Origin of the sequence: Candidatus Poseidonia alphae (genome assembly GCF_943787815.1) — an archaeon.
Taxonomy (GTDB): domain Archaea; phylum Thermoplasmatota; class Poseidoniia; order Poseidoniales; family Poseidoniaceae; genus Poseidonia; species Poseidonia alphae.
The window spans coordinates 515,938-536,990 of the sequence record NZ_CALSNW010000003.1; the positions used below are offsets into that span (position 1 = coordinate 515,938).

Below are 21,053 nucleotides of genomic sequence, written 5' to 3' on the forward strand. Positions count from 1 at the left end.
TCTCAGCCTAGGGTGTGGACTATTTCAGTTAATGTATCAACGAACCGTTTGACTTCTTCTTCCGTGTTGTAAAAGTAGGCTGAGGCACGAAGTGAGCCTTGATTGTGCCCGTGGTGCTCAAACCAAGAGTGGACGCAATGTTGACCACTACGGACCATGACGCCAGCGGCTTCATCGAGGAGAATGGCGACATCATGTGGAGGCAGAGAATCCATGAGAATCGAACAGATACCGCCTCGCTTTGATGGGTCATTGGGTCCAATAATGCTTAGCCCAGGAAGGTCCTTCACTCCGTTTGTCATGATGCGATTCAATTTGATTTCGTGTGCTTGGATTTCATCCATGTCAATTTTCGAGAGATAATTGATGGCTGCTCCTGAAGCCATCATTCCTGAAAAATTACCTAGACCTCCTTCGAAGCGAGCCGGTGGTTTGGCCCATGTTGCATTTTCATAGGTTGAGGAAGTAACCGTTTGACCTCCGGCCTGTATGGTACGTAAACCGTCAAGATGTTCGTATTTACCCCATAGCCCACCCATGCCGGATGGGCCACACATTTTGTGAATTGAAAAAGAAAGAAAATCGACATCCAAATGTTGAACATCAACGCTCATATGAGGCATTGATTGAGCACCATCAACTGATACCAATGCGCCGTGGTCATGAGCAATTTTTGCCACTTCTCTCATTGGAATGGTAACACCGTCAAGGTTACCAACGTGACTCATTGAAACCAATCGTAACTTTGATCCAGCTTCAGCACAGGCGTGTTCAAACGACTCCAAATTGAACGAATTGTCTTCATTGCTGGCTACTACCCGGTGGTCAATACCTTGCTCTTTTTCAAGTTGGAGCCAGGGGACCAAGTTTGAATTATGCTCACGGTCAGATGTGAGTACCACATCTCCTTTGTTCCAAGTTAGGCCGTGCGCTACTTGATTGAGGGAATGGGTTGCATTTCTCGTGAATACCACTTCGTTTGAATCGTTGGCGTTTATGAACTCCCCTAACGCAACCCTTGCATCTCGGACAGACTTGGAAACCGCAGTCCCATAGCGATGAACAGAGCGGCCTCCACATCCAGGGACTTCAGTGTAATAGTGGTGAATGGCATCAATGACAGGCTGGGGCTTAAGCGTGACACATGCGTTATCCAGATACGCCGGGGCTTTATCTTCACAAAGAGTGGGGAAATCTTTTCTTAAACCTTTGAAATCCATCACCATGCCTCCTGGTCTGGGAAATAATCAAGCGCTGGAGCATTCACCCCGCAAGAAGAACACTGAAGGCGACTGGACATCTTTGTTTTGCAAGAGGGACATGATTCTCCAATGACGACCTGTGCAGTACAACCACTGGACAAACATGGGTGAGCCACCGAGCCGTTATCGAGACGATGAAGCGGAGATTTAGACCCGCATTCGGGACATTTTGAATCGGTTTGCATTGCATGAGTGCTGGGGCCTTCCAATTCTAAAGAAGCATCCAGTGCCGCCTTCGTTCTGACGTTGGCATCATCTCCAAGCATCCGTTGGGGGTACCAAAGGACGATGAATAAAAGGGGCAATGAAGCAATCCCCGTGATGAGATGGAGGACAAGGAACATCGTCTGGGAATCTCCCAGAGTTGCAATGTGATGAACACCTGCCCATGATGATATCAATACCAGCGCAATCCATGAAGCAAAGAGTGCAGTCCATCCTGCGAGCGAATGTTCAGCCATCTCCGCCTCCATCACTCGGACATCTTCATGCAAGTGATGGATTTCAACATGAAGGTCTCGGGTTTCGATGACCGCCTTCCAGAAAAAGAAAACGAAGAAAAGAACGACAAGAACAATCAGCGTCCCTTCCATCATGTTCGAAAGTTGGGCTCCGATGGGGAATGAACCGTTGTTGCTGTGGAAGAACACTTGAGCAAACACTAAGCCGTTCCACATAGCAAGCAGAGAGATGGCATGGACTCTCATAACGGGAAATAAATTCCATGCCTGGAATGCAAACCATGTCCAAAACAAAACGGAGATGAGGATTTGGAAAAACTGGAATCCGTTGATTGCTAATACTCCGTTCACTCCTGTGACGGTTGCATCTCCACCATCGAACAATTCTGTAGATACGGATCCGAGAATGAAGGCGATGAACCCAAACACAAGTGTGGTGTAATGGGATTTATTCCACTCTGCTGTCAAGAGTTTGAATTGGAACATCCACTCAATGAGCAGTTTGTTCATGACGTCGGCTCCAGGGACGGAGTCCGGAACAGGTCGGTTCAGCGTTACATCGCCCATTCGAAACGGCAAGGACATGTGCTCTCGCTCGGTTGATTCAACCGGGCTGATACCCTCGCTCATGGGTCTCGGTGTATGTCTTACTTTTGAGTCCTTTCGCCGATTCGTTCTCTTTAGAGACCGTCACTCTCAAGGGTGACGGTTAAACGAGGAAGGCGGTTCGCCCGAAGTAGAGCCGAGATCGCATAGCCTGGTAGTGCGCGCGACTGGAAATCGCGTGGGCCTGTCCCTCGGGAGTTCAAATCTCTCTCTCGGCGCCACTCCCACGAACGAGTGTTCAACCCGTTCGTCAAGGGAAAGTATGTTATCCGCTGTTTTTGTCGGAGGTCTGTGAACCTTCATTTTCTTCAAGAACGGCGCTGGTGGTTCGGGTTCTTGGTTGTGGGGCTTTGTCTCAATGGACTGGCGGCACTCAACAGCGACCTTGGGCTTGATGTCCATGTCAGACTCAACGTTGCAAACGACGAATCGAACCATGGCGACGATTATCCTTGGGGACCAACCCGTTGGTCCGAAGGAGATGTTCAACAGCCCATTCCATCGGGTGAATACGATGGTTACATCGGTCCATGGTACTCATCCCAACTTGCAGTGGGAGTTGTTTCCCTCTTGGGAATCATTGGCCTATCGCTGCTTGCTGGCTACGTTCCATTTTGGAGAAGAGGCTTGTCTGGCGCGGCTTTTGATCCGATGTGGAGCGCTCTAGTGGCATGGAGTCCATGCTTGATGTTCGCAACCGGAAGAGGCTATGATGAAGCCATTCTTGCCCTCATCCTCGGAGGTTCAACCTCCTGGTTATGGTTTGTCGATGGGAGTAAAATCCGTCAACTACGGTTTGGTATTTTACTGATGGCTACTTCGGTATTGTGTGTTTTAGGGTGGAAGGGCTTTGACCCGCTATCCTCACTGTTGGCTTGGGTGCTGGTTTTGGGCACTGGGATGCTTTGGTTAACGCTAGATGGGTACCTATCGCGCTCAAATGATGTGCCCGTGACCCAACGACCTTGGCTGATGAGTTCTGTAAGTTTTGCCTTGACCTTGTTGGGCATTACGTTCATTGGTTCGCTTGGTTATGGAGGGACATTTTCAATCATTCAGGGGAATATTGGAACGTTTCTCATGAGCATTGTCTTCGCCTTTCTCGATGGAATCGTCCTTTTCCTACTGATTGGCTTTTGCCTCTGGCCGTTTATCACGTCAAACCCTTCGCTCCGATATGTTCGTGGAAGAGTCGTGACGATGGTCGCAGTGTTTTGTGCAGTCCTTGCTGCAGGCATTGTGGCCTACATTGGAGCATTGTGGACTCTTGAATCCAATCTATGGGGGATTTCTCTGCTTCAATGCATGATGCTACTTGGTAATAACGGCAGGTACGCCACCGTTCTTGTCCTACCGATGTTGATGCTTCTGCATTTATGCCATCGTACCGAAGGGACAACATCTCCATCAGTCCTTCCAATTCAACGGGTCCCAGCAAAGCCGCTCCTTCTGACCATTCTCCTCCTCTTACCTTTGGTGATGTTCACCGGCTTCAACGGTCAGCAACTCTGGCAGGAAGATGCCGGAGAAGCCTTGGCTGACGCATTGGAGGTTGAAAATTCCACTTTTCTTCTTGTAGCCGACAATTCACTAGCGATGCATTCGCTCTATGTCTTAAAATCAGAAACTGACCTTTCCGGAGAACTCAATCTCAGCGGATACTGGCGAACACCAAACGATGCCCACATATTTCTTAATTCAACATCGGTAGATGCCATTGTTCTTGCTCCGGGAGTGGACTTTGCCATGGATGGTGGGTTGTGGACTCGACAAAAGGCTCAAGCTTCACCTTTCACGCTGTCATCTTGGTCCTCCTCGGACGAGTGGGTACTTTACCTGCCTTCATAGAATCCTACCGAATGTCGCGAAGCGATTATATCCATTTGGCCGGTCGCTCGGTTCACTGCCACCGTGGCTAAGGGGTATAGCACCTCATTGGTAATGAGGAGGTCGCGAGTTCAAATCTCGCCGGTGGCTCCAATCTTCTTCAGTTCCCTGCGACATGCACGGTCTGAAAAGTACCATTTTTTCTTTTGTTCCACCTCAATGTATAAGAGGTGATTTTTGAAACCTCGGCATGAGAAGGCAACTTCTCATATGGGATGCACATGGAGCGTACGCAGGAGACAGCCAAAGAAATGAACCAAAGAGTTCGTGACTTACAAGATCAAGTCGATGAATTGAAAGAACTCGTAAACACACTACTCAGCGTTATCGTTGAGGAACCCGATGGGGTTCATACCGGTGATGCACCGACGCTCCCTGGGCAAGGTATGGCTCAGGTCTGTATGTGATCATCCCTTGATGACCGCTAACGGATTCAACCGAACCACAGGCCGAGCAAGGCCTGCTTCGCTCGTAAGTCGAATGACTTCATCAACATCTTTGTAGGCTCCAGGGGCCTCTTCTGAAAGAACATTTGGTGTTGAGGCATGGACTCGGATTCCTCTAGATTCAAGCTCTTTTTTCAAGGCCTTACCGTCGATTGATTTTTTGGCTGCTGCACGGGACAGCGCTCTTCCTGCACCGTGGCATGAAGAGCCGAAGGCCTGATTTTGCCCCTTCATTGGCCCAGCCAACATCCAAGAACCTGTGCCCATGTCACCTGGGACGATTACGGGTTGACCGGTCTTGGCGAATCGAGTACTTACATCGTCATGAGATGCAGAGAACGCTCGGGTTGCCCCTTTCCTGTGGACACAACATGAGCATGAAGTGCCGTGGATTTCGTGAGTTTCCATCTTGGCAATGTTATGCGCAACATCATACAGCGTTCTTGCTTCTCCAAAATCACCCATCTCCAATTCAAGAACCGTTCGCAATCGAGAAGCCAAGACCGCACGATTTGCAAACGCAAAATTTGCTGCTGCATTCATCGAATCAAGGTATGATTGTCCTTCGGCAGAGTGGATGGGTGCAGAAGCAAGTTGTCGGTCGGGGAGGGAAAAGTCCCACTCTTCATTGGTCCACATGCCTTCAGTCAATTTGTATTTACTTTCCAATAGACGAACATGATCGGTGCAAACCTGGTGGCCGAGTCCTCGACTCCCTGAATGAATCATGGCGACAATTTGGTCATCATACAGGCCCCATTCCTTTGCAGTCTGCTCATCGACAACGGAACCAACGGTTTGCAGTTCAAGGAAATGATTTCCACTACCGAGCGTCCCAAGTGATTTCATTCCACGTTCAAGAGCCCGTTGAGACACTTCGGCATTGACGGTTTCTAATACCCCCCCGGATTCCAGAGAAGCCAAGTCATCATCATGGCCGTATCCCAAGTCCAATGCGGCTTCTGCACCTCCTTGAAGCAACTCTTTGAGTTGACTTTTTGTGATGTCGACGCCTCCTTTTCCAGAACCTCCCGCAGGTATTCGTCCGGCCAACCGTCCGGCTAATTTTTTGAGGTTAGGAATATCGCTTGCCGTGGCATCAAGAGCGAGAAAGCGGACGCCACAATTAATGTCAAATCCCACGCCGCCGGGAGATATTGCTCCGCCCAACTCGCCAGCGTTTTCATCCGTGGCAACAACACCGCCGATTGGGAATCCGTAGCCGTAATGCCAGTCTGCCATGGCCCAAGCCTCACCGACAATTCCGGGCATTGATGCGATGTTCACCAACTGTTCAGGGCCTCGGTCATCTTGATGGGTCTTCATATGGTTGGCGTCAGCAACGATGCGCGCATCGGTGAGCATCGATCCATGTGCTTTGATTCGCATGGTGCCCTGGCCCTCATCGACCAAGTGCTCTCGCCATGACTCACCCATAGGACGAACCTCACGCCCGTTGGTTTTGAGGCTTTTCACAAATGGGGGTCTCACCCAAATGGGTAGCATAGCCTTGAAGGGGGAAGTCGTTTTGGAGGAAGCGTTCACACTTGGACGGTGATTCCCACATGGCGCTTCCCCCAATTGATTTGGCTGTTTTTCACGAAAATGGCTACGTCCGTAGACAGTGTCGTGTGACCTCGTTGTGGTTTTGGACTACCGACCCGAACCGAGATACCTGTGGGGATACCTCCGAAGATGAGTATTCCTTCATTGGAGCGCCTCTCATCGATGGATTTGAGCAACGTGGTAAAGCTCTCAAAGACGCTATGAGAGAAGCCTTTTTGTCGTTCTTTGAGTCTTCTTCCCATACTCGAATTAAGCCTTATCCGGTACTTGCTCGCTGGCGTGATGACATTCATCTGACCATTGCGTCAATTGCAGACTTCCAACCCCACGTGACATCGGGCGATGTCCGGCCTCCGGCGAATCCCCTGACCATTTCACAACCGTGTATCCGATTGACAGATGTTGATGCTGTGGGGAGGTCTGGACGCCATTTGACCACCTTTGAAATGATGGCTCATCACGTATTCAATCGAGCAGATGAAGGCGAATTCTTGTACTGGATGGAGGAATGTGTGCAGTATTGTCATGATATGCTCACGGTAACCTTCGGGATTGATTCGGGAGAAATCACCTATGTCGAGAACCCTTGGTGTGGGGGAGGGAACGCAGGAGCTGCCGTTGAAGTGATCGTTGGTGGTCTTGAACTCGCTACACTCGTCTTCATGGATATGGAAGAACATCCGGATGGGGACGTGGAACTCAAAGGTGACCGTTACAGAACAATGCCCCTCCAAATTATTGACACCGGATATGGGCTTGAGCGGTTTTGTTGGGCTGCAGCAGGAACTCCAACGATTTACGAGGCCATTTATCCAGAAACTGTTGCATGGTTGAAGGAACTCGCCGGGTTTGATGATGTCGCACAACAGTGGCCTTCGCTTGACCTTGACCGCTTGCTCGGAGAAATGAGTCGCCTGAACGGGATCATGAACATTGAAGCAGGAGTTGATGGTGACGAACTTGTTCAGATCTTCCTCTCAAGACTGTTAGAACGAGGTGTTGAGGTCACTGCGGAACAATTCTCAGCCGTGACTGAGCCTCTCGCCAACATCTATGCAATTCCCGATCATCTGCATGCTCTTTGCAATATGTTGGGTGATGGGCTCGTCCCATCCAATGCTAAGGCAGGATACCTTGCTCGTATGTTGGCTCGCCGAGTCTTGCGTATGCGGGATGAGTTGTCCGTTGATGTCTCGCTATCAGACCTCGCTGAGCATCACCTTGAGGTTAATCTTGGAAACCATCTCAACAAGCAAACTCGACAGGGATTATTGACCATTCTAGGACTTGAAGAGGAACGGTACGAAGAGATGTTGAGAAAGGGTAAGAATGTCATCCTAACTCAACTCAAAGGTGTCAAAAAGGATGCTGCTTCGATACCCGATGAGTCGTTGTTTACCATGAACGATTCACATGGGCTCGCTCCCGATATGGCCATTGCCCTTGCCCGGGATGCTGGCTGGACTGAAGTGCAATTGCGAACGGGTTTTTCAGCTGAAATGGCTGAACGCCATGCCAAATTGGCGAAAGAAGCAGCAAAAACGGATGATGAACAAGGTTCGATGTTTCCCGTAAGTGAATACACGGCGACACAGCCATTGTATTACGGCGATGTTTCAATGAAGTCATTTGAATCCGAAGTCGTTGGAGCATTACCGCTTACAAAAGATCAAGGTCCAAAGAATGCCTCACACGCTGTGATTCTAGCTTCATCAGCTTTCTATCCAGAAGGTGGCGGTCAAGAGGGGGATTACGGACACCTCGTTCAAGGCGACACTACAGTTCATGTTCTCGACACTCAGAAAGTCGGCAACGTAATTCTACACATGTGCAGCGGTGCCCTTGAGGTCGGGGAATCCGCCACGGGGCATCTGGATTGGAAAAGGAGGAAACAACTCATGGATCATCACACAGCAGTCCATATCGTTGGTGGAGCCGCTCGACGAATTTTAGGACCGCACATCTATCAAGCGGGGGCTAACAAGTCTGTAGAGAGTGGACGGCTCGACATCACTCACTTCAACCGACTTACTCGGAAGGATTTGGACGCCATTGAAGCCCTAGCGAATTCTGTCCTCGGCGATGTGTCCAGGACTGAAAAGACTGAACTCAATCGCAAAGACGCTGATGAACTTCATGGCTTTGACCTCTATCAAGGGGGAGCTCCAAAAGGGAATTCCATTCGAGTACTCAAAATTGCAGAACACGACATCCAAGCCTGTGGAGGAACCCACCATGATGAGCCCGGGCAAATCGGTTCCATCCGGGTAGTTCGGTCGAATGCTGTTCAAGATGGTGTAGAGCGACTTCACATTGTTGCTGGAGAGGCTGCGCTTCATTATGCTCGGGAGCAAGATGAACTCCTTCGTGCTTCAAGTGAAATCTTTGGCGTGCCTTCCAGTGACCTTCCCAAGGCAGCAGAACGGTTTTTCTCTGAATGGAAGGAGCAACGTAAAACCATTGAACAATTGGAAGCAGAGATTGTTCGTCTTCGCACCTCCGGCGGTGGAAGTGATTCTACTGAAGTTGATGGGGTTCGAATCGTCATTATGGAAGTTGATGGTGACTTGAAAACCATGACAAAGATGCTCAAGGAATTGACCTTGGACAAGAACTTACCAACGCTCGCGGTCTTGGGGTCACCTGATGGAGGTGGCAAATTGATGATTGCCGTTACAGATGATACCGTGGCGAGTGAACGTTACAATGCGGTTACCTTGCTCCGTTCTATCTCGCACCATATCAAGGGAGGCGGTGGCGGTCGTCCAACCCTCGCTCAAGGTGGAGGCTCATATCCGGAAGGCCTGGGCGATGCCCTGGCAGCGGCTAAATCCGAGATCGGCCTTTGAAATCATTCGTTCAGGAGACTACGAAGCGCTTGTTTGTCAAAATATGACACGGCTTGTGCGTAGGCTTCTCGTGGGGAAAACCACTTTGCCTCAGAAATTTCTTCGGTTTGTAATTTCAAATCAGATAGTTCTCCGTCCCACGTCGATTTATAGGTGAATGAAACAAAAGAAATTCCTTCATCGTTGAATATATTTTGCGTCACGACAGGTTCGGTTGGTTCGAGTATTATTTCGAGTCCAAGTTCCTCCAGTGTTTCACGAACGCATCCGATGGCTGGATGTTCGTCATGGTCCATGTATCCCCCAGGTAATGTCCAAAATCCATGAAAGTGTCCTCGCTCCACCTTACCCATCAATACATCACCATTTGAGTTCTGAACCATCACTTTGGAAACAAGTCGATGCAGTGAACGATATATTGCCTCTCTCGCTACAGGGTGGACGCAATTATCTGCAATGCAATTGTCTTTCCATGCCCAATTCCTGGGCCATTCAATGTTGGGATAGCACTTGAGCACCTCGTATGAATGGTCCTCAAAACGTAGTACTGTGGTTCTTTTTTGCTGGATGGGAATACCCAATGATTCCACCTCAGCGAGGGTTGGAAAGCGAAGGAGTTGACCTTCTCCAATACGACCTTGAACGGGCTTTAACGGTCCATTACCATCCAGGTCAACAAGAAGCACCTTGCCGTCATGCTCGAGATGAACGACTTGATTCGGGTGCATGAGTATCCGAGTCCTTCGCTGGTCATCAATGCTCGTATGCGGCGATGTTCACTCTTCATCCGATTCCAATACAATCGGCAACCGAAGGTCTTCGGTGATGGTTTTCGGTTCGATCAGGGTTTTCGTTTGGTTCACGTTGATGTCCAATTCCTCCAATTTTTTCCCTTGCGGGAGGACATTTCTATCCCATGAACCCACTGCCTTGTTGTAGAATTCTGTGGCTTTTTCAAGACGCTTACCGACCTCAGAAAAGTGCTGACTCCATGTAGCCATTCGCTTGTAAAATTCTTGGGAAACTCCAACGACTTGAGCTGCTTCTTCTGCAAACCGAACTTGCTGCCAGTACAGGGCTGCGGTTTTGAGTAGGGCAATCATTGAGGCGGGTCCAGAGATGATGACTCCTCGGTCCATTGCATCAGAATGCAGGGACGGGTCGACTTCAAATGCTGATGAAATCAATGCCTCAGAAGGAACAAACATCACCACAAATTCTGCCCGTCCGCTGACGCCGGAGAGGTAATCCTTCCGAGTCAGTTCAGTCACGCGGCCTCGCATGGATTTAGCGTGAAGTGCAATTTTAGCAGTCCTAGCGTCTGGGTCATCCTCATCCAAGGATTCGAGGTAGTGTTTTGCCGTTGTTTTTGCATCAATCGGTATTGCTCCGTTACCGGGTAGATTCACTACAAAGTCCGGTCGCTTCCCTTGTTCGTCTCCCTTCTGTTCAAAGAAATCCGTATTTTTTGTCATTCCAGCCATCTCCAAGAGGTTGCGAAGAGCAACTTCGCCCCAATCGCCACGTACACTGGAACTCTTTCTGAGAGCGGTTGACAAAGCATTGGCTTCTTTGCCAAGTCGATTGGTATTTTCTTCAAGAAGTTGCATGTGCCTCTTCATTCCCTGATATGCTGCAGCCCGCTCTTTTTCTAAGTCTTGGGACATCTTGTCGAGGTTTGAGAGGGATTCAGTCATGGGTTTAATCAGGTCAATCATTTCTTTCTTACGGGCTTCATGGTCCTTCTCAGCAGATGTACTTACCTTGCCCAGGCGCTCCTCGGCCAATTGCAAAAACACCTCGGAATTTCGCTGTGATACACGATTGGCTACGTTTTCCATTTGTGCCTCGAGGAGTTTGGACTTTTCTTCAAATGCAGTCTCACTCGCCGAAAGTTGCGCCTCAAGCAATTTCGACTTTTCCTGGAACGCCTGTTCTCTCGCCTCCGATTGTGCCTCTGCCCGTACGGCATCTGAACCAAATTTGTTCTTAGCCAAAAGCCAACCAAGTGCGATTCCGATCGAACATCCTACTACCAGAAAGCCATATTCTGCAATACCCGCCATGTTTCCTCATGCTTGTCAACGGTATTTGAAGGAAATGTTTGTCTCAAAGTTCAAATCCTTCCTCCGCTTCAAGGTGACCATGCTCTTTGAACAGTTGAATCAAAACGGTTGGGCAATGACCTATCTTGTTGTCGATGAACAATCCAATGAGGCAGCTTTGATCGACCCGGTCTATGATTTTCTCAACGCATATTTAGAACGCCTCAAAGCCGATGGGTTGACACTCAAATATGCGATTGCTACCCACATGCATGCAGACCACATCACTGCATGCTTTTCATTGCGGGAACGGATGGGATGTCAATATGTCATGTGGAACTCAACAGCGAGCCTGGGCGTGGATCGTTATGTCGATGACGAAGAAAAAGTGATGCTTGGGAGTATACCGATTCAGTTTCACCACTGTCCCGGCCACACATCGGATTCAATGATCGTACATGTTCCAGGTCGTATGATGACGGGTGATTTTTTGTTCAACGGTAAAGGTGGAGTCGGAAGGGACGACCTTCCAGGGGGGCGGTTGGAACTGCATTGGGATTCTCTTTCCGTTTTGGACCGATTTTCTGGTGATACCCTCGTTTGTTCGGGCCATGAACCCCCTGGGACGCAGATGATGTCTTTGGACTGGAACCGTGAGCATAATCCCATATTGAACATGGCCGATTTTGAAGCATTCAAACAATGGCAAGACGCTACTGCTGAGCGACTTGGAACCGTTTCTAAGATTAAAATAGCCGTTCCTGCGAACCTCTTTGCTGAAGTGCCCGACGTTATTCCGTGGATGAACTGATGTTTACTTCAACGGATTTGAAGGAGCTTTGACGTTCTTTGGTTTCGAAGGCAAGTTTTGTAAGTCTTCAAATGACATTTGTTCGGTACTTGTCTCTTCAATCGCATTGAGTCGTTCCTCCATGCCCATTCTAACGTTGAAGTCAATTCGACCTTTGTTCCGTGTCAAATCGTACGATAAAGGGTTGAGTGTATCAATGACTTGTTCTTGAAATTCTTTACGAACTCGCTTTCCTCGCCAGGAAGAATATCCCCACCGGTACGAGATGCCGACGATTGCAGCACCGTACATCAATGAAAGAACAACCGCAGCAAACAATACCGCATTCCCACCAACATCTCTTGATTCCTCCAAAAGGTTCCGTCCAAGTAAAAACACCAATCCTATTCCCACGATGGGATTGAGAACACCCTCGAGCCACTGGTCAACAGGAACGAGCCTCCCTCTGGCGGGGTCAACGAACACCAGGTCGGCTTCAAAAGCAGTATTCAGGACGGAAAGAATGGAGAGCAAAACCATGTACAAGAGCGATGAAACAATCAGTTCAATCGTCCATGAATCAAGATTTAACACCCAATGGACTATCAGCCAGGCAAACAATCCAAGAAATGCTGCCTGTGGAACGTAATTAAAATGCTCAATATGTTGAGAAAATTCAGTGATCGACGTTTCGTTTTCCTTCGTCCCACGGTGCGGCTTTGGTATGTGGATGACCTGCCAGTGCATCACACGCTCAATGTAACGAAGTCCAGAGATCAAAAATTTCCGTCGGATAAGGACGAACTCGATAAACAGCATGAAAGGAAACCCAATGAGGACGACAGGCAAGGCCATGATGGCAGTTAGAGGTAAAATGAGCAGGGCGGGTAGAAGCAGGAAGTGAGAAAGCGTGAGAGGGTGAAGCATCTCTGCCTCGATCAGTCGTTGTTTTGCAGGACTGATTCGAAGATTCCGTGCTATGTCATCAAGAGTCTGCGAGAATGAAGAAACTTGATTGCCTGAATCAACAATCTGACGTACGATCGTTCGATATTCCGATACCTCATGCCCAATTCCAACCCAAATCTGCCAGGCAAGACGCATTGGGAGAGCCATAAAGAGGGGGAGGGCAAGGATTCCTGCACCCCATAGCAAGGCTTGAACGTCGGTCGCCATACCTCTCCCTCGTACCGTCCAAGCGCTTGGGGTTGTTGAAAGCCATGGTTCGTTTTTGTACGAAGCGAAGGTTCATCCACTTCACGCAAAACCCGGTGTTATGGGGAGAATTGCGATTACCGACGGGATGGACAAAAAAGCGGTTGCTATTCTTGAGAAAGCTGGTCATGAACCGATCGTCAAATCCATCTCTGCTGAAGATTTATTGAATGGAGCACTGCAGGATTTCGATGCTATTGTCGTTCGCAGTGCTACGAAATTAACCGGTCCTGTTCTTTCTGCATCGGGGGGTCGACTCAAAGTCATCGGTCGAGCGGGTGTTGGAGTTGACAACATTGACCTCAAGGCTGCCGGTGAAGCAGGCATTGTCGTTGTGAACGCTCCCCGTGCGAGCACACAGTCGGTGGTTGAACTCACTCTGGGGCATCTTCTGTCATCCATCCGTCACATACCAAGAGCTGACCGAGGACTTCGCGCCGGCCTCTGGGAAAAGAAGGCGCTCAAAGGTTCCGAACTTTCCGGCAAGGCGCTTGGCCTGATTGGTTTTGGCCGCATTGCCCAATCGGTTGGAAACGTGGCCCAAGCCCTTGGCATGGAAGTTCACGCCTACGACCCGTATTTACCACCTAAAATCGCAAAGTCACAAAACACGCGGCTTCACAAAACCGTTGACGCGTTGTTTTCCAATTGCACCCACGTTTCAATCCATTGCAATCTGACGGATGAGACCCATCATTTGGTCAATCTTGAGCGCATCGCATTGATGCCTAAGATTGGTAAAGATGGTGCTGAGTGCGGCAACCACATCATCAACTGTGCCCGAGGAGGTATTGTGGACGAAGACGCTGTACTCCAAGCATTGGAATCGGGAGATTTGTCCACTGCTGCACTTGATGTGTTTGAGAACGAACCGGTGCCTGCAGAACATCCGTTGCTTCAGGTCACCTCATTCCATGGAACGCCCCATATTGGCGCTGCAACCATTGAGGCACAAGCACGTGTCGGGGCGGATATTGTGGCGAATGTGATGACTGTTTTAGACGGAAATGATTCCGATTGTACCGTTAATCGTCAATTTCTTTGACATCTCTACGACGCTCATGCACAAGTTCAAACACGGTTGACATGAACCGTCGGATGTGAACAAAAGGGTTGAGGAAGCAATGCCAAACGATCGTATACTGATTCATTGTGACCTGGACGCCTTTTTCGCAGCGGTTGAAGTATTGCATCATGGATTTGATGATGAAACTCCACTCATCATTGGTTCGGACCCTAAACAAGGAAGAGGAAGAGGCATTGTTTCTACATGCAATTATGCTGCTCGTGTGTTTGGAATACGGTCGGCTATGCCAATCTCTGAAGCATGGCGGCGTTGTCCAGGGCATCCCTACGGCTCTGCTCGGTATATTTCTGGAACCCGTGGACTTTACTCAAGAGCGAGCCGAAAAGTTATGGCGATACTAGGGGAGGCATGCTCAATTTTTGAACAGGCAAGCATCGATGAGGCCTATCTTGATGTGACCGATGAAGTGGAAGGCGACTGGGATCGTGCCCTTGCACTGGCTCGGGAACTTCAGCGCTCCATACAAGAACAACTTGAACTATCGGCCTCATTTGGTATTGGACCTACTCGAATTTTAGCTAAAATGGGAAGTGAGGAACGAAAGCCGAAGGGTATCTTTAGAATTATGCCGGATGAAATCCAGGATTTCTTCAGTGGGCGCTCAATGCGAGAAGTTCCCGGTATTGGTCCCAAGCGGGCCACTCAACTGGCGGAATGGGGATTGACCACGGTTGATGAAGCGAGTAACTTGGGTGAATTGGCTTTAGCTCGTATTTCCGGTGAGCGTTTTGCCTCGTGGTTGCAAAGGGTTGCCGATGGTGAAAGCAGCAGCGAAATTAGTCCGATTAGGAGTCGGAAATCCATTGGTAAAGAGCACACCTTTGATACGGACCAATCCGACCATGAATCTGTACTTCAGCAACTTGAAATATTGGTGAATTTGGTGATGAACCGTGCTCAAGATTTGGGCGTTTCGGGGCGACTTGGTGAAGTGAAGATTCGTTACACTGGATTTGAAACTCACACCTCTGGAAGAAGCATTCCGGTGGCGATGGACGATGAAGGTGTATTCCTTCGACTGGCGAGGCAACTCTTTGCTACGAATGTGGATTCAAGTGCATCAGTTCGGCTCGTTGGGTTCCGACTGGGTCAGTTGGAGATACCTCAAACAAAACAAACCATGTTGTTTGATGAGGATGAATGAGGTCACTCCAACTTGTGCATTCTTGTGAGGGTGCCGTTGAACTCAGCGAGTGATTCGGGGACTTCTATGCCTTGAATCGGTTGATTGAGGGAGGTGCCAGCTTCTTTCTTTGCACCCCATACATGTCCATTGAATTCTTGAAGTTCTGTGGATAATTTACAAAGTCGTTCACCTTCTTGAGTACCTGCTGCGACCTCTGCAAATGCTTGCGGAGGGAACGCATCAACATCCACTGAAGAGTTGCCGTAGACCGTTTGTGAGATGTGGTGCGTGAAGAATGGACAAACCGGACTAAAGGCCGCCATGAAATCTCGCACAACTCGGTGCAGAGTCCATGCGGCAGCGGTATCGTCGTCGTAGAGCCTTGACTTGACCATCTCGAGGTAATGACTTGGAAGCAAGCCGGTTCCGAATGTCTTGAGTGCTTGAGTTGCCGTGTAGATGTCCAAGTCGGCCCATGCTTGTTCAACTGTATTCATGGTGCGTTGGAATTCGGCGAGTACCCATCGGTCTTCAGGTTCAAGATGTTCTGGTTCTTCATCGAGATTTCCTGGAACATCAAATTGAGACGCAAAGCGAGCAACATTGAACAGTTTGGTGAGGACTCCAAAGTACTTCTTTTCAATCTCTTCAGGATTGATATGGAAATCATCACCAACTTGTGCATCGCAGGCTTTCCAGAGGCGGAAACATTCACTTCCAATTTTATTTGCCCGAAGACTGACCGTCTTATCGGGCCCTTTGACCTTCCATGAACCTGTTCGCCCACCAGCTCCACATTCAAGGACAGAATCGGCATCAATCCCGTTCCCTAATGATTTGCTCATTTTTCGGCCCCATGGGTCCATTCCGAGCCCATCGATCCAAACATGTTTGAAACCCGGTTGATCAAGGACCAATGTGGACTTCAAGAGGGTGTAGTACAACCATGTTCTGACGATTTCTTTGCCTTGTGGCCTAAATGCAGTAGGGAATGCTTTCTCAAACACCTCTGGATGATTCAAGTAACCACTCACAAACAGGTTTGAGTTGGATGAATCCATCCATGTGTCAAACACTTTCTCTTCTCCAGTTACCTGACCAAGTGACCCCTCAAGGTCCTGATAAGAACCGAGGTCTTCACGGCTCATACGGTCGAGAACTCGACTTCCAGTAGGGGGTGCTTCCCTCCAAGGCTGGACATAAGTTCCTGACGGAGGTACGATGACTTTTGACTCATCCTCGCTGTACCAAATGGGGATCTCAGTATGGTACCAACGCCGACGGCTAATCGGCCAATCAATACTGATGTTGTCCATCCAGTCCAAGAGGAATTGTCGGTTGCGAGGTGGGTGGAATTCGATTTCATCAACATGCTCCTTCATTTTGTCTTGGATGTGAGTCTGCCGAACATACCACTCTTTCAAAAGGATAATTTCTACAGGGTTTTTTCCACGTTCAGATACCGGGATATCTTGGTTTCGTTCCACGGCTTGAACGAGGTCTCCTTGGGCTTCAAGTGCTTCAATAGCTGCATGACGAGCATCGATGACTTTCATACCGGAAAGAGGTCCCGAAACATCGGTCATTTTCCCTTCCAAATCAATGGCCTGGAATGGAGTGAGGCCGAGTTCACGGAACACTGCAACGTCGTTTTGGTCACCAAATGAACACACCATGAGGATTCCAGTTCCAAAATCGGACTTCACCGAGGGGTGGGTCATGATATTGACGGTCTTTTCCCTGCCGTTTGTTTCCAAGGGGAGGGTGACCTTCTGTCCGATTAGATGGGCATATCGTTCATCGTCAGGGTGGACTACCACGACACCGCAAGCACAGATCATCTCCGGTCGAGTTGTTGAGATCACCAATTCTGTACCGTCTTCGCATATCCAACGAACGTCAACAAGTTTGGTCTTTCGAGGGAGTCGCTCAACTTCAGCGTCTGCAATTGTTGTGCCTTCAACAGGGTCGTAAATGTTCGGGCGGAGGTCTTCTACAACGTCACCTTTCTTGAACAGTTCAACGAAAATGGATTGAGTGACGCTTCTGTAGTCAGGCGCATCAGTGAGGTATTCACGTTCATAATCGCATGAAAGACCAACCCTCTTTCCAGTGTGACGCATGGCTTCTGTGAATTCCTCGATGGTCGTTTTGCACAGTTCCAAAAATTCAGCACGGTCGTATGTTTTCATTTTTCGCTTGGTATTCTTTTCCACAACAAATTCTATGTTGATACCATTTCGGTCAACGCCCCATGGGAAATAGACTTCCTTGCCGAGGAGGCGTTGACTCCGGGCGATGACATCGATCATCGAATATTGTGCTACCGCTCCAATGTGCCAGGTGCCTGAGGGGTAAGGTGGAGGCGTGTCGATTACGAAGAGTTCCTTCCCTGAATCGGGGTTGAATGCATAACGTTTCGCGTACAGCGCGTTGTCTGCATAATGGGCCTCTTGAATGCTTTTTTCTAGGTCAATTGACCATCGTTTTTCTGGTAATGCTGGAGATGGCATGTGCCTCACCTGGCCCCGTCTCGGTGAATAAGGGGGTCCAATCTGCGCTGTGGCGGTCCTCATTTGAACCCCTCGCATCATTTTGAAAGAACGCATATAGGTTTCCGTATCATCATTTGGTGGTTAAGGCTTTCAATGAAGGGCGCCTCGGCTAAGCGAGGGGTGAATCAGATGGGAAAGAAAGACGATTCCACACCTGCCTCAGATGGACGAACATCCAGCAGTGAAAAAATGCGAAATTTACGCAATCAAGTCGTTGGGCAACTCAAAACGATGGATTCCAAACGGGGAATGGACGCTGTTCTTGATGCACCGAAGCGGATGAAACGAGAGTGGCAGAAATCAGGGGCTACCGGCGCAATAACTCGATTCCCAATCCCAACCGTTCTCGTATTTTTATTGCTCACCGTCTATTTTGTCACTCAATCTGGATTCCTTGATGATACGCGTTTTGATCAGGACCCGAACAACCCGGCTCTCAACGTCAATGGAGATATGGAAGTTTACCTTCCTGACGGAAGTCAAGTTGCCGAATTGTTGGCCAAGGTCGAAGAAGATTGGTCCACTAACGTCATGGTAGTTTACATTGAATCTGACAATCAAAACATAACCGATCAACGAATTTTACAAGAAATCAGTTATGTTGAGAATATTTTAAATCCATACCTTTCCGATGATTCAGATGACGTCATTTACATTCTATCGCTTTCAACGGTCCTCAAAGAGGTCAACTCGAGTGCACCCCGAATTCGTGAGGCATTGGTTACCGAGGCTGGAAACCTTGGCTGTGCAACTGGCCAAGAAAACTGTGCTACTGCAGGTCTTGCCGAACAACTCAACGACGCCCTCGAACTCACCGATGAACAATTTGGCGGCTCGTATGAGATTCCGAGTCAAACCACCATTGACCTTGTCGTTGAAGAGATGTACGAGGAAGACGGTTCTCCCAGTTCGGGATTAAACAAGCTCGCTCGGGACATCGCTGGTGGAGAAAACGGAACGCCTGATGGTTTGCTGGACAGAGCGATCATGGCGATTGCAGTCACTGAGGAACGGCCAGCAAAGGACATTATCGCTGACACTCAATTTATTCTTGACAACATATCATCAAAGGACCGTCCTTGTTTGTTTTCAGATGATGGAACTCCCGCTGATAACAGTCTGTGCAATTGGGATGACCTCGGCCTCTCAATGGTTTTGACCGGTCCTGTTCCTATCACCAACGCCGTTACGGAATTTTCGTTCCGTTTGTTCTGGGAAATCTTCCCCATGGCCGTCGTATTGGTTGCTATCGGATTGTTCCTCTTCCACTCTGACTTATTGCAAGCAGGTTTGACAGGTATGCGTCCAATTCAAGGTTTGAAAGTACTCATCATCGCTGGGTTGCCTACGTTATGCGCCGTCTTTTGGACGTTAGGTCTAATCGGTGCTACGAATTATGAAGTCACGATGACGGTGATTATTGTAGGGCCCATTTTACTCGCGTTGGGGGTCTCTTACGGTCTCCACATCACCAACCGGTATGCAGAAGAAGAAGGAACGCGTTCAGAAAAGATGAGAGCGTCCATGAGTTCAACTGGGAAAGCTGTGTTCTTATCGGCCGTAACCACGGTTATCGGATTCATATCTCTTGTATTCACTCCGATGGCTCCAATCCAAACCGTGGGTATCGCCCTCTCTGCAGGAATTGTCATTGTGTACATTTTGACCATGTTTATGGTACCGAACTTAACCCTTATTCTCGACCTCAAGAAGCCTAAACATCCTCCCCTGCGAGCCTTTGACATTCTGGTTGAGGTTCCTGTGAAATACAATAAGGGTGTCATCGGCGTCTTCCTGCTTCTTATTCTTCTTTCAGCCAGCGTTGGCCGAGCCAATGTTGAAGAAAACATTGACCTCCTTGGAATGGCCCCTGAAGGTGAGTCCTCCGTTGTTAAAATGAAGCAATACAGCGAGGAATTTGAGGCGGGTCAAGTCGGTATGGTCCTCATCAACGCCAACGTGAGTGGTGATATCAGAGACGGTGACCCATCCAACGATGACCCAGCTGCTATGCTGAAGAAAATTGATAATCTTGAATCTAAACTCAACGGTATCGAAAATACCACCGCCGTATCTGTTGTGTTTTTGATGAAATCCTCTGGTGTGAAAGCAAGTGTTTCAGGCGAACAAGCTAATGCTTTCATTCAAGAAACACCGTGTATTGTTGCGCAAGAGCAATGCGATGATTTCAAGGATTTGTCCGAAGTCCTTCTCGGCAACAATTTGGCCATCAATACCTCGTTTTGGGACCTCTTAACCGACCCGAGTGAATTCGGCCTCCCGGGTTCTCGCCAATCTCAAATTTTCCTCCTTGATGTATTCTATGCATCTCTTACAAAAGAAACTCGTGAGATTTTCGTTAGCGATGATTTCAGCCGTTCCCTCATCTATGTAGATATGCCGTTCATTCCTGTAGCAGATACGGCTCGCAGTGTTGAGGTTGTTAACCAGAATACAGATTCATTCAGAGGTGACTTTGGAGAAACAGCAGAAGACCTTACTGGAGTGGCTGCAACAGCCATTGAAGTGAATCGGCTGATTGTTGGGTCCCAGTGGACCTCTCTCGGCTTCGCCATCATTCTTACACTGATTACCCTCGCCATCGTTTTCCGTGATGTGAGGTATTCAATTTGGACGACGTCACCCGTTATCGCCACAGTTGCCTTGCAGTGGCTTGTGATGTGGCGCATGGACGTTCCGTTATCGCTTGTAACGGTGATGATCGGTTCCATCCTTGTCGGCGTAGGCGTTGACTTTTCCATTCACATATCAAACCGCATTCGAGAATTAGGAGGAGGAATCCAAGCCATACGTAGTGCGGCTGTCGGTACAGGGATGTCATTGTTTGAAGCGGCTGTCGTGACGTCACTGGGCATGTTTGCAGCTTACGATATTCCCATTCCAGAAATACGACCGTTCATCACCGTCATCTTGATCCTTCTATGGGTGGCTGCAGCAAGTGCGCTGATTCTTTTGCCTGCAATCTTCGTGACGCTAGAGAAAATGGGTATTGGTGCGGTTGGTGGAGCCAACGGTATGGCGAGGCGACTTGGATTGGTTCAAGACGGATCATACGTACTGGATGATGTCATGGATGCCTCGCTTGTTGATGATGTCGTCGATGTTTGGTGAGCGAGCATTCCATAGACCTCCTGTTC

The 21,053-nt window shown here is 48.9% G+C and carries 14 protein-coding genes and 2 tRNA genes; 9 read left to right on the plus strand and 7 right to left on the minus strand.

Going from position 1 to position 21,053, the window contains the following annotated elements:
* Positions 1-2: 2 nt before the first annotated feature.
* Together AAA857_RS06925 and AAA857_RS06930 are read right to left on the minus strand one after the other, a co-directional pair.
* Entirely contained in the window at positions 3-1,220 is a 1,218-nt protein-coding gene (locus tag AAA857_RS06925) for a cysteine desulfurase (protein WP_338174225.1), read from the minus strand.
* Positions 1,220-2,353, minus strand: a complete 1,134-nt coding sequence (locus AAA857_RS06930; RefSeq protein ID WP_338174226.1) for a hypothetical protein — start codon at positions 2,351-2,353, stop codon at positions 1,220-1,222. Before AAA857_RS06930 ends, AAA857_RS06925 begins: the two co-directional genes overlap by 1 nt.
* 111 nt (positions 2,354-2,464) lie before the next feature.
* Here AAA857_RS06930 and AAA857_RS06935 point away from each other — a divergent pair.
* From AAA857_RS06935 to AAA857_RS06950, 4 genes are all read left to right on the plus strand, one after another.
* Positions 2,465-2,550: transfer RNA gene (locus AAA857_RS06935), tRNA-Ser, on the plus strand.
* A 115-nt stretch (positions 2,551-2,665) separates the two neighbouring features.
* The gene (locus tag AAA857_RS06940; RefSeq protein WP_338174227.1) at positions 2,666-4,177 is read left to right on the plus strand and encodes a hypothetical protein; all 1,512 of its coding nucleotides are present in this window, start codon (positions 2,666-2,668) and stop codon (positions 4,175-4,177) included.
* 57 nt (positions 4,178-4,234) lie between these two features.
* Positions 4,235-4,309: transfer RNA gene (locus tag AAA857_RS06945), tRNA-Thr, on the plus strand.
* Positions 4,310-4,437: 128 nt separating this feature from the next.
* Positions 4,438-4,623, plus strand: a complete 186-nt coding sequence (locus AAA857_RS06950) for a hypothetical protein (RefSeq protein ID WP_338171660.1) — start codon at positions 4,438-4,440, stop codon at positions 4,621-4,623.
* Here AAA857_RS06950 and AAA857_RS06955 read toward each other — a convergent pair whose 3' ends face one another.
* Complete coding sequence (locus AAA857_RS06955) at positions 4,624-6,099, minus strand: RtcB family protein (protein WP_338174228.1); 1,476 nt, start codon at positions 6,097-6,099, stop codon at positions 4,624-4,626. It lies immediately after the preceding gene.
* 110 nt (positions 6,100-6,209) lie between these two features.
* Between AAA857_RS06955 and alaS the strand changes: the two genes are divergently transcribed.
* Positions 6,210-9,077, plus strand: coding sequence for an alanine--tRNA ligase (alaS, locus tag AAA857_RS06960; protein WP_338174229.1), 2,868 nt, complete (start codon positions 6,210-6,212; stop codon positions 9,075-9,077).
* 2 nt (positions 9,078-9,079) lie between these two features.
* Here alaS and AAA857_RS06965 read toward each other — a convergent pair whose 3' ends face one another.
* Both AAA857_RS06965 and rmuC read right to left on the minus strand, forming a co-directional pair.
* A complete protein-coding gene (locus AAA857_RS06965; RefSeq protein ID WP_338174230.1) occupies positions 9,080-9,805 on the minus strand; it encodes an NUDIX hydrolase in 726 nt (241 codons plus the stop codon).
* Positions 9,806-9,853: 48 nt separating this feature from the next.
* Complete coding sequence (rmuC, locus tag AAA857_RS06970; protein ID WP_338174231.1) at positions 9,854-11,143, minus strand: DNA recombination protein RmuC; 1,290 nt, start codon at positions 11,141-11,143, stop codon at positions 9,854-9,856.
* Positions 11,144-11,222: 79 nt separating this feature from the next.
* Here rmuC and AAA857_RS06975 point away from each other — a divergent pair, with 79 nt between their 5' ends.
* A complete protein-coding gene (locus AAA857_RS06975) occupies positions 11,223-11,933 on the plus strand; it encodes an MBL fold metallo-hydrolase (protein ID WP_338174232.1) in 711 nt (236 codons plus the stop codon).
* A 3-nt stretch (positions 11,934-11,936) separates the two neighbouring features.
* Here AAA857_RS06975 and AAA857_RS06980 read toward each other — a convergent pair whose 3' ends face one another.
* A complete protein-coding gene (locus AAA857_RS06980; protein ID WP_338174233.1) occupies positions 11,937-13,088 on the minus strand; it encodes a hypothetical protein in 1,152 nt (383 codons plus the stop codon).
* 100 nt (positions 13,089-13,188) lie between these two features.
* Between AAA857_RS06980 and AAA857_RS06985 the strand changes: the two genes are divergently transcribed.
* Together AAA857_RS06985 and AAA857_RS06990 are read left to right on the plus strand one after the other, a co-directional pair.
* Positions 13,189-14,172, plus strand: coding sequence for a hydroxyacid dehydrogenase (locus tag AAA857_RS06985; protein WP_338174234.1), 984 nt, complete (start codon positions 13,189-13,191; stop codon positions 14,170-14,172).
* A gap of 55 nt (positions 14,173-14,227) precedes the next feature.
* A complete protein-coding gene (locus AAA857_RS06990; RefSeq protein ID WP_338174235.1) occupies positions 14,228-15,358 on the plus strand; it encodes a DNA polymerase IV in 1,131 nt (376 codons plus the stop codon).
* A 2-nt stretch (positions 15,359-15,360) separates the two neighbouring features.
* On the opposite strand, the gene AAA857_RS06995 is transcribed toward AAA857_RS06990, so the two are convergent.
* Positions 15,361-17,853 (minus strand): class I tRNA ligase family protein, encoded by a 2,493-nt coding sequence (locus AAA857_RS06995; protein ID WP_338174236.1) that lies wholly within the window; start codon positions 17,851-17,853, stop codon positions 15,361-15,363.
* Positions 17,854-18,024: 171 nt separating this feature from the next.
* Here AAA857_RS06995 and AAA857_RS07000 point away from each other — a divergent pair, with 171 nt between their 5' ends.
* Complete coding sequence (locus tag AAA857_RS07000) at positions 18,025-21,027, plus strand: MMPL family transporter (protein ID WP_338174238.1); 3,003 nt, start codon at positions 18,025-18,027, stop codon at positions 21,025-21,027.
* Positions 21,028-21,053: the final 26 nt, after the last annotated feature.

Bases quoted from the DNA above. Each gene is read 5' to 3' on its own strand.
- AAA857_RS06925 (WP_338174225.1), bottom strand. From the start codon at position 1,220: ATGGATTTCAAAGGTTTAAGAAAAGATTTCCCCACTCTTTGTGAAGAT.
- AAA857_RS06930 (WP_338174226.1), bottom strand. From the start codon at position 2,353: ATGAGCGAGGGTATCAGCCCGGTTGAATCAACCGAGCGAGAGCACATG.
- AAA857_RS06950 (WP_338171660.1), top strand. From the start codon at position 4,438: ATGGAGCGTACGCAGGAGACAGCCAAAGAAATGAACCAAAGAGTTCGT.
- AAA857_RS06955 (WP_338174228.1), bottom strand. From the start codon at position 6,099: ATGGGTGAGTCATGGCGAGAGCACTTGGTCGATGAGGGCCAGGGCACC.
- AAA857_RS06965 (WP_338174230.1), bottom strand. From the start codon at position 9,805: ATGCACCCGAATCAAGTCGTTCATCTCGAGCATGACGGCAAGGTGCTT.
- rmuC (WP_338174231.1), bottom strand. From the start codon at position 11,143: ATGGCGGGTATTGCAGAATATGGCTTTCTGGTAGTAGGATGTTCGATC.
- AAA857_RS06975 (WP_338174232.1), top strand. From the start codon at position 11,223: ATGCTCTTTGAACAGTTGAATCAAAACGGTTGGGCAATGACCTATCTT.
- AAA857_RS06980 (WP_338174233.1), bottom strand. From the start codon at position 13,088: ATGGCGACCGACGTTCAAGCCTTGCTATGGGGTGCAGGAATCCTTGCC.
- AAA857_RS06985 (WP_338174234.1), top strand. From the start codon at position 13,189: ATGGGGAGAATTGCGATTACCGACGGGATGGACAAAAAAGCGGTTGCT.
- AAA857_RS06995 (WP_338174236.1), bottom strand. From the start codon at position 17,853: ATGCCATCTCCAGCATTACCAGAAAAACGATGGTCAATTGACCTAGAA.
- AAA857_RS07000 (WP_338174238.1), top strand. From the start codon at position 18,025: ATGGGAAAGAAAGACGATTCCACACCTGCCTCAGATGGACGAACATCC.